The sequence below is a fragment of the Vicinamibacteria bacterium genome (assembly GCA_035620555.1).
GTDB lineage: Bacteria > Acidobacteriota > Vicinamibacteria > Marinacidobacterales > SMYC01 > DASPGQ01.
The window spans coordinates 1-7,436 of sequence record DASPGQ010000630.1 but is presented as its reverse complement, the minus strand read 5'-3'; the positions used below and the strand labels follow the sequence as shown (position 1 = coordinate 7,436).

The window sequence follows — 7,436 nt, the reverse complement described above, 5'->3', positions numbered from 1 at the left end:
ATACCAACGGAGAGGACGTCGCCATCGGCGGTGAATAGGCCGATGATCTGTCGCGGCAAGAGCAACAGGGTGAGCATCGCCGTCGCCATGAACGAGACACCGAGCAGAATCGCGGTCCAGCCAGAGCGAGCGATTGCCGCGGGGTCGTGTCGGCCGGAGGCGCGTCCCACACGAACGGCGGCCGCCGAGGAAACGCCGAGAGGAACCATGAACGTCGTCGAGGCCACGGTGATGGCGACCTGATGCGCCGCGAGCGAGGCGGGATCGAGCCGGCCCGCGAGGCCGGTCGCGACGGCGAAGAGGCCGAGCTCGAGAGTGATCTGGAAGGCCGCGGGGATTCCCAGATCGAACAAACGTCGGAAACGGCTCCACTCGGGGGCGAAAGAAGTTCCGCGAAGCTCCTTCCCCTGATGAAAGAGAACGCAACCGATCATGGCGAGCGCCATGAAGGCCCGAGACACGAACGTGGCCCAACCCGCTCCCACGACTCCGAGTCGCGGGAGCCCCAGGTTTCCGAAGATGAGCGCCCAGTTGGTGAGCGCGTTGATCGCGTTCGCGGCGATGAGAATCACCATGACCGCCGTCTCATGGCCGGTGGCCTGAAGAAATCGACGCGAAGCGGAATACAGAAGCAGCGGCAGAAGGCTGTAGACGACGGGCCGCAGATAAGGAATGGTGAGCGCCAGCACGTCGGGATGGATGCCGAAATCGGGAAGTAACCCCACGACTCCGAGGAGCACGGCCGTCAGGGGGAACGTGAGCAGGCACGCGGCGTAAACCCCGTGGAGAAACGATCGTCGACACTCATCGAGTCGTCCCGCTCCGTGAGCCTGGGAGATCATCGTGTCGAGGCCGAGCAGGAGTCCCATCCCGAAGATCGTGATCCCGAGAAAGACCGCGGTTCCGAGTGCTACCGCGCCAATGGCCTCGGCGCTGAGACGGCCGACCATCAGCGTGTCCACGGTGCCCATCGCGGTCCAGCCCAGCTCGGCGACCACGACGGGAGCGGCGAGGCGCAGCATCGGGCCCCACTCGGAGCGAAGAGAGCGAATGCTCAAAGCGCCCGAATATCGCGAAGAGCGTTTTCCAGTGCTCGCAACGCGTGCTCGATGTCCCGGGCTTGCACGAAACCAAGATGGCCGAGCCGCAGGATCTCGCCCCGAAGTCGCTCCTGCCCGCGGGCCAGGATGGTGTCGTAGCTCGTGCGCAAGCGCTCCACGAGCGCTGGCTCGGCGACGCCCTCGGGCACACGGAACGCGGTGACGGTGGACGAGGCATGCCGTTCGTCGGCGAAGAGCGGAAGCCCCAGGGCTTTCAAGCCGTCTCGTGCCATCCGCGCGACGTCGCGATGTCGCGCGAAGATCTTCTCCCTCGTTTCCTCGAGCATCAGATCGAGAGCGCGGTCGAGGGCGAATACGATCGGAAGAGTCGGGGTAAAAGGAAACGTCCCCCGCTCCCGCGCCCGGCGATAGGGCTCGAGGTCGAAGTAAAAGCGCGGCATCGAAGCCTTCTCCGCCGCGTCGAACATCCTTTCCGACACGAAGAGAAGACTCATGCCCGGCGGCACACCCCAGGCTTTCTGAGATCCGGTGATCACGAGATCGATGTCGAGCGCGTCGATGGGAAGCGGCATCGCTCCGAGACTCGATATCGCGTCCACGAGGACGAGAGCATCGCTTTCGGTCCGGACGACTTCGATGAGCTCCTCGATGGGGTGGGCGATCCCCGTCGAGGTCTCGTTGTGCGTAAGGAGAACCGCGCGGACATCGTTCACCCGCCGGAGCATGGCGCGCAGCTCGTCGGGCTCGGCTACCTTGCCCCACTCGACCATCATCCGATGCACCTCGGCGCCGAAAGCATTCGCGATCGCGCAGAATCGTTCGCCGAAGACTCCAGCGCTCACGCCGACGACGCGGTCCCCCGGGCTGAGCGAGTTCGTGACCGCGGCCTCGAGCCCTCCGGTTCCACTGGCCGAGAGCAGTACGATTTCTCGTTCGGTCTCGAGGTAGCGAGATAGCTTGGACAGCACCCCTGACAGAAGCACGCCCATCTCGGCGCCGCGGTAATCCATCATCTGGCGCGAGAGGGCGTCGAGCACCTCGTCGGGGCAGGGCGTCGGCCCGGGAATGCGCAGGTTCACGTTCTTCATGAGGTGGTCCCCAGATAGATCCCTTTCGGATCCAGAGTCTCACGCAGGAGGCGAAGGATGCTCTCATCGGGCGGACTCGTCGTCACGACGGGCTCTTTGACGCGAAGCGGCCAGCTCACTTCGGAGCGCGCCTCGGCCAACGTAACCCCCGGATGGAGCTGTTCGAGGATCATCTCGCGCGTTGTCGGCTCGAAACCATAGACGCCCAGGTTGGTGATGACTCGGGTGGGCCCTCCCCGCCTGGCGCCGAGAGCTTCGCGGGAGCCCCCACCTTCGTAGTGTCCGACGCTCGTGCGAAAGTCCAGCTTTTCGGGAAATTTGCTGCGCTTCTGCGGGAGGAGCACGATGGTCCTCTTCGCGAGCCAGGAGATCTCGGCCGCACCTCCCGAGCCGGGAAGACGCACTTTGGGAGCGTGATAATCGCCGATGACCGTGGTATTCAGGTTCCCGAAGCGGTCGATCTGGGCGGCTCCGAGAAAACCCACGTCGATACGGCCGCCCTGAAGGAAGTAGCAGAACGTCTCCGACATCGGAAGAACCTGGAGTGATCCGGTGACGAGACACGGATCGCCGATCGAGATCGGGAGTCGATTGGGCCGCGAGCCATAGACACCGGATTCGTAGACGAGCTGCGCGTTGGGCGCATGCGTGCGGAGGGCGAGATTGACGGCCAGGTTCGGAAGGCCGATCCCGACGAAGACGACGTCGCCGTCCGAGATCTCTCGCGAGGCGGCGACGGCCATGAGCTCCGAACGAGTCGCCTCAGCGATAGAGGCCATAGTTCACTGCGCGAGACAGGAAGGGCAAGGGCTTCAGCCGCTCCCTGAGCTCGGGATCCAGTCGTCTTTCGTAAGCTACCCGATCCTCGACGCCGTAGACCAGTTCGTCCAGATAGCGCTCGATGCCCTCTTGAGTGCGACTCAATGCGTCCCAGGTGACATAGAAGTCGTTGTCCCGGTCGTAGTAACCCTGCACATAGCTCGGGTGCGCCCCGAAGGGCTCCTCGACGACGGCACTCACGATGATGCCGGGGATGAGCGTTCGATTGGGGTCCGACCGAATGGCCTCTTCGTCGACGACTTCCTCGACGACCACGATGACCTTCCTGGCCGCGAAAGCGGCCTCTTTCTGAATGCCGAGAAGACCCCAGACCTGGGTGTTGCCCTGCTTGTCGGCCCGCTGGGCGTGGACGATGGTCACGTCAGGTGTCAGCGACGGGACGGCATAGAGAGCTTCTCCCGTAAAGGGGCAGGTCACGGGTCGAATGTTGGGGTTGACGTGCGGCAGCTCGGTACCGTGGTAGGTCACGAGCGGCATGAAGGGCAAGCCCGAGGCACCCGCCTTCAGGCGCGAAAGAAGTCCGAAATGAGAATATTCCTCGATCTCGAGCGGCCGAGGGACGCCCTTTTCGATCGCCCTCCGTATCGCGTGAAGCGAGCCCACGCCCGGATTGCCAATCCACCCGAAGACGAGCTTTCTGGCGACACCGGCGGCAACCATCTGGTCGTAGATCAGATCCGGGGTCAGACGACAGAGCGTCAAGTCCTTCTTTCGCTGGCGGATGATCTCGTGCCCGGCGGCGAAAGGAATGAGGTGGGTGAACCCCTCCGCAGCCACGACGTCGCCATCGTCAACGAAGCGCGCGATCGCTTCCTTCATGGTGAGACGTTTGTCGCTCATTTGGCCGCCGGTACTCCCATCACACGTTGTTCAGGATGCGGAGCGCGGTCGCGTGGTAGATCTGATCCTTCTCGCTGTCCGGGATGCGCAGCGAGCCGATCGTTAGAAGAGTCTCCTCGATGGAGCCCAGAAGGTGCGGGTAATCGGTTCCGAGGGCAATGTGGTCCGTACCCACGAGGTCGCGGACGAGGCCGAGGGTCTCGGGGCTCGAGGAGACCGTGCCGTAATAGAGCTTCTTCAGGTACGTGCTCGGCGGCCGGTCGATCTTCTCCCGGCAAGCGACGAAGTCGTGATAGCCGCGGTCGAGCCGTGCCATCCAGTAGGGAATGGCACCTCCGAGATGCGGGATGATCCATCGGATACGAGGGAAGTCTCGGAACAGCCCGTCGTAACACATGCGGGCCACGGCGAGGGAGGAGTCGAAGAGAAATCCCACGATGGGACCGAGAACGTAATCTTGGAGCTGTTCCGCCATTCCTGACGGCATCATCGGATGAATGATGATGCAGAGCTCTCGGCGGTTCGCCTCCTCGAAAAACGGCCGGAACCGTGGCTCGGTCAGGGGCTTTCCGCGTATGTGGCTCAGCAGGATCACGCCGTTCAGTTTGAGCTCGCCCAGTGCCCGGTCGAGCTCGGCGAGGGCCGCGTCGGGGACGTCCATGGGAATCGAGGCGAATCCCTTGAAACGCGTCGGATGGGTGGCAATGAGCTCGGCGTAGGAATCGTTGAGCCGCCGGGCGATCAGAGGCTCCGAGGCCTCGTCGGCGAAGTAGACGTTCGGCACGGAGACCGAGAGCACCTGGACGTCGATTCCCGTCCGATCCATGGCTTGCAGACGCAGAGAGACATCGGTCATAGGCGGCTGGATGCCGAAGAAGCGAGCGCCGCGAAACTTGATGATGCGCGTGCCCGCGGCGTCGGTGTCGAACGTATAGTCTTCGCCCCCCATCTCGGAGATCATTCGGAAGTACGTCTCGGGGTAGTAGTGGTTGTGGATGTCGATCTTCCGGCTCGACTCCGCTCCCGAACCGACCGACGACGCGCTCAGCGCGCCCACGACCCCGAGGAACTCCCGGCGCTTCATGACGCTCTCGTTCTCAACTCCTGAGGAGCCTCTTGTACCGGATCGCGTGAGGCTGGTCCGCCTCTTTGCCCAGACGAGCCCGCCGGTCCGCCTCGTAATCCGAGTAATTCCCGTCGAACCACACCGCCGCACTGTTGCCTTCGAACGCGAGAATATGGGTTGCGATGCGGTCGAGAAACCACCGGTCGTGACTCACGACCATGGAGCTTCCGCCGAACTCGAGAAGCGCCTCTTCCAACGCCCGCAGCGTATTGACGTCGAGATCGTTCGTGGGCTCGTCGAGCAGGAGGAAGTTGGCGCCCTCCTTGAGCATCCGGGCCAGATGGACCCGGTTGCGCTCGCCGCCGGACAGATCCTGGACGCGTTTTTGCTGGTCGGAGCCGCTGAAGTTGAAGCGGGCGACATAGGCCCGCGACGGAACCTCGCGCTTGCCCAGATCGATCGTGTCGTGGCCGCCGGAGATGATCTCCCAGACCGTCTTTTTTCCATCGAGGGCCCGGTCCTGGTCCACGTAGCCGAGCACAACGGTCTCACCGAGCCGGAGCGTTCCGGCATCGGGCCGTTCCTTGCCCGAGATCATCCGGAGCAGCGTCGTCTTTCCCGCGCCGTTCGGTCCGATGACGCCGACGATCGCCCCGGGGGGGACTCGAAACGACAGGTCCTCGATCAGCAAGCGCTCGTCATAGGCCTTTTGCACCCCGTCGGCCTCGAGGACGACCTGGCCCAGCCTCGGACCCGGCGGGATGTAGATCTCCAGCTCGTAGGCCACCTTCTCGTGCTCGGCGGAGACCAGCTCTTCGTAACGCGCGATCCGGGCCTTGCTCTTCTTGTGCCGCGCCCTGGGGGCCATGCGGATCCATTCGAGCTCGTTCTGAAGCGTCTTGCGTCGCCGGGATTCGGACTTCTCTTCCTGAGCGAGCCTCGCCTCCTTCTGCTCGAGCCAAGAGGAGTAGTTGCCCTCGAACGGAATCCCGTGGCCGCGATCCAGCTCCAGGATCCATCCCGCCACGTTGTCGAGGAAATAGCGGTCGTGAGTGACTGCGATCACCGTACCTTCGTAACGCTTAAGGTGCTGCTCGAGCCACTGGACGGTCTCGGCGTCGAGATGATTCGTAGGCTCGTCGAGGAGGAGGATGTCGGGCTCCTGGATCAGCAACCGGCAGAGAGCGACGCGGCGACGCTCGCCCCCCGAGAGAACGTCGACGGGAGTATTCGGAGGCGGACAGCGAAGGGCGTCCATCGCGATCTCGAGCTGGCTCTCGAGCTCCCAACCATTCGCGGCCTCGATCTTCTCCTGAAGCGTGCCCTGCCGTTCGAGAAGCCCCTCCATCTCGTCCGCGTCGAGGGGCTCCGCGAGCCTCTCGCTGACTTCCCCGAACTCCTGGAGCACCGCGATCAGCTCCGCCCGACCTTGCTCGACGATCTCTCTTACGGTTCTGCCCGATTCCAGCACGGGCTCTTGCTCCAGATAGCCGACCGAATTGCCCTTCGCGAACGTCACCTCGCCCTGATAGTCCTTGTCGAGCCCGGCGATGATGCGCAGGAGAGTGCTCTTGCCCGCTCCGTTGAGGCCGAGAACCCCGATCTTGGCGCCGTAGAAGAAAGAGAGGTAGATATCGCGAAGCACTTGCCGCTTCGGGGGGAAGACTCGCCCTACGCCGACGAGCGAGAAGATGATCTGACGATCGTTCGAAGCCATGGCCCGGAGCCGGCCATTATATCAGCGCTGTCGGCGGGAGCCTGGCTACGGCCGAGTCAGCGTGAACGTCCCCGTAAGCTCTCCCAGCGTGCGGGGTCCGCCGCTTCCAGAACATCGAGCGCTTCCTCGATCAACTGGCGGTGTCCCGAGCTTCCCTGGCGGCGGGCACGGACGACGACGTCTTCCATCGCATCCGCGATGCGCTCTGTCAAACGGTCGTCCGCCGACGAGAGGAGGCGCCTTCCCGCCCGAACTCGCGCCGTGTAGGACATTTGCTCGTCCTCCATGAGCCGAACGAAAGCCCGCTTCGTCGTCTCGTCGGAGTCGACGTACCCGTCGAGGACTGCCATCGAAGCGAGCACCACCGAGGTCGAGTAGTCGTCTTGGAGCGTGGCCGCGAAGGCGGACCGCACGTCTTGGTGTGCGCTTTGGCTCCCGAGCGCCTGCACCGCCTTGAGGAGAACGCTCGTCGAGTTGTCGCTCCGGAGCGCTCCGGCCACCGCCCTTCGAATGGGGTCGCGAGCGACGTGCGGCGCGGCCACGTCGATGGCCTTGAGCTGCACGCTGGTCGAGTTCTCCGGGGTCAATGCGCGCTCGAGAGCGCGGGGAGCCGCGTCGGTCTCCATATGATACGCGAGCGACTCGAGCGCGGCGAGCAGCACGCTCGTCGATATGCCGTCCTGGGCAAAGAGATCTTCGAGCGCTCGCGCGGCGGCCGGCTCGTTTCGACCTTCGCCAAGGACCCGCACCGCCGGGATCTGGACGCTCGTCGAGACCTCGCGACTGAGAGCCGCTCGGGCGGCAGCGCGCACCTGCGGCTCGGT

Annotated in this window: 7 protein-coding genes; all 7 read right to left on the bottom strand. The window is 64.0% G+C overall.

Annotated features, from left to right (window positions below; all coding sequences use genetic code 11):
* On the bottom strand, positions 1–1,058 hold a 1,058-nt coding region (locus tag VEK15_25725; GenBank protein ID HXV64125.1), incomplete at its 3' end, for an MATE family efflux transporter.
* On the bottom strand, positions 1,055–2,149 hold the full coding sequence (locus VEK15_25720) for an alanine--glyoxylate aminotransferase family protein (protein ID HXV64124.1): 1,095 nt from the start codon (positions 2,147–2,149) through the stop codon (positions 1,055–1,057). The genes VEK15_25725 and VEK15_25720, both read right to left, overlap by 4 nt.
* Positions 2,146–2,892, bottom strand: a complete 747-nt coding sequence (locus tag VEK15_25715; GenBank protein ID HXV64123.1) for a CoA-transferase — start codon at positions 2,890–2,892, stop codon at positions 2,146–2,148. The genes VEK15_25720 and VEK15_25715 overlap by 4 nt, the downstream gene beginning before the upstream one ends.
* Positions 2,893–2,911: 19 nt before the next feature.
* The gene (locus VEK15_25710; GenBank protein HXV64122.1) at positions 2,912–3,829 is read right to left on the bottom strand and encodes a CoA-transferase; all 918 of its coding nucleotides are present in this window, start codon (positions 3,827–3,829) and stop codon (positions 2,912–2,914) included.
* 19 nt (positions 3,830–3,848) lie between these two features.
* Complete coding sequence (locus VEK15_25705) at positions 3,849–4,913, bottom strand: amidohydrolase family protein (GenBank protein HXV64121.1); 1,065 nt, start codon at positions 4,911–4,913, stop codon at positions 3,849–3,851.
* Between the two features lie 13 nt (positions 4,914–4,926).
* A complete protein-coding gene (gene ettA, locus VEK15_25700) occupies positions 4,927–6,612 on the bottom strand; it encodes an energy-dependent translational throttle protein EttA (protein ID HXV64120.1) in 1,686 nt (561 codons plus the stop codon).
* Between the two features lie 56 nt (positions 6,613–6,668).
* The coding region (locus tag VEK15_25695) for a hypothetical protein (protein HXV64119.1) at positions 6,669–7,436 on the bottom strand (768 nt) is incomplete at its 5' end.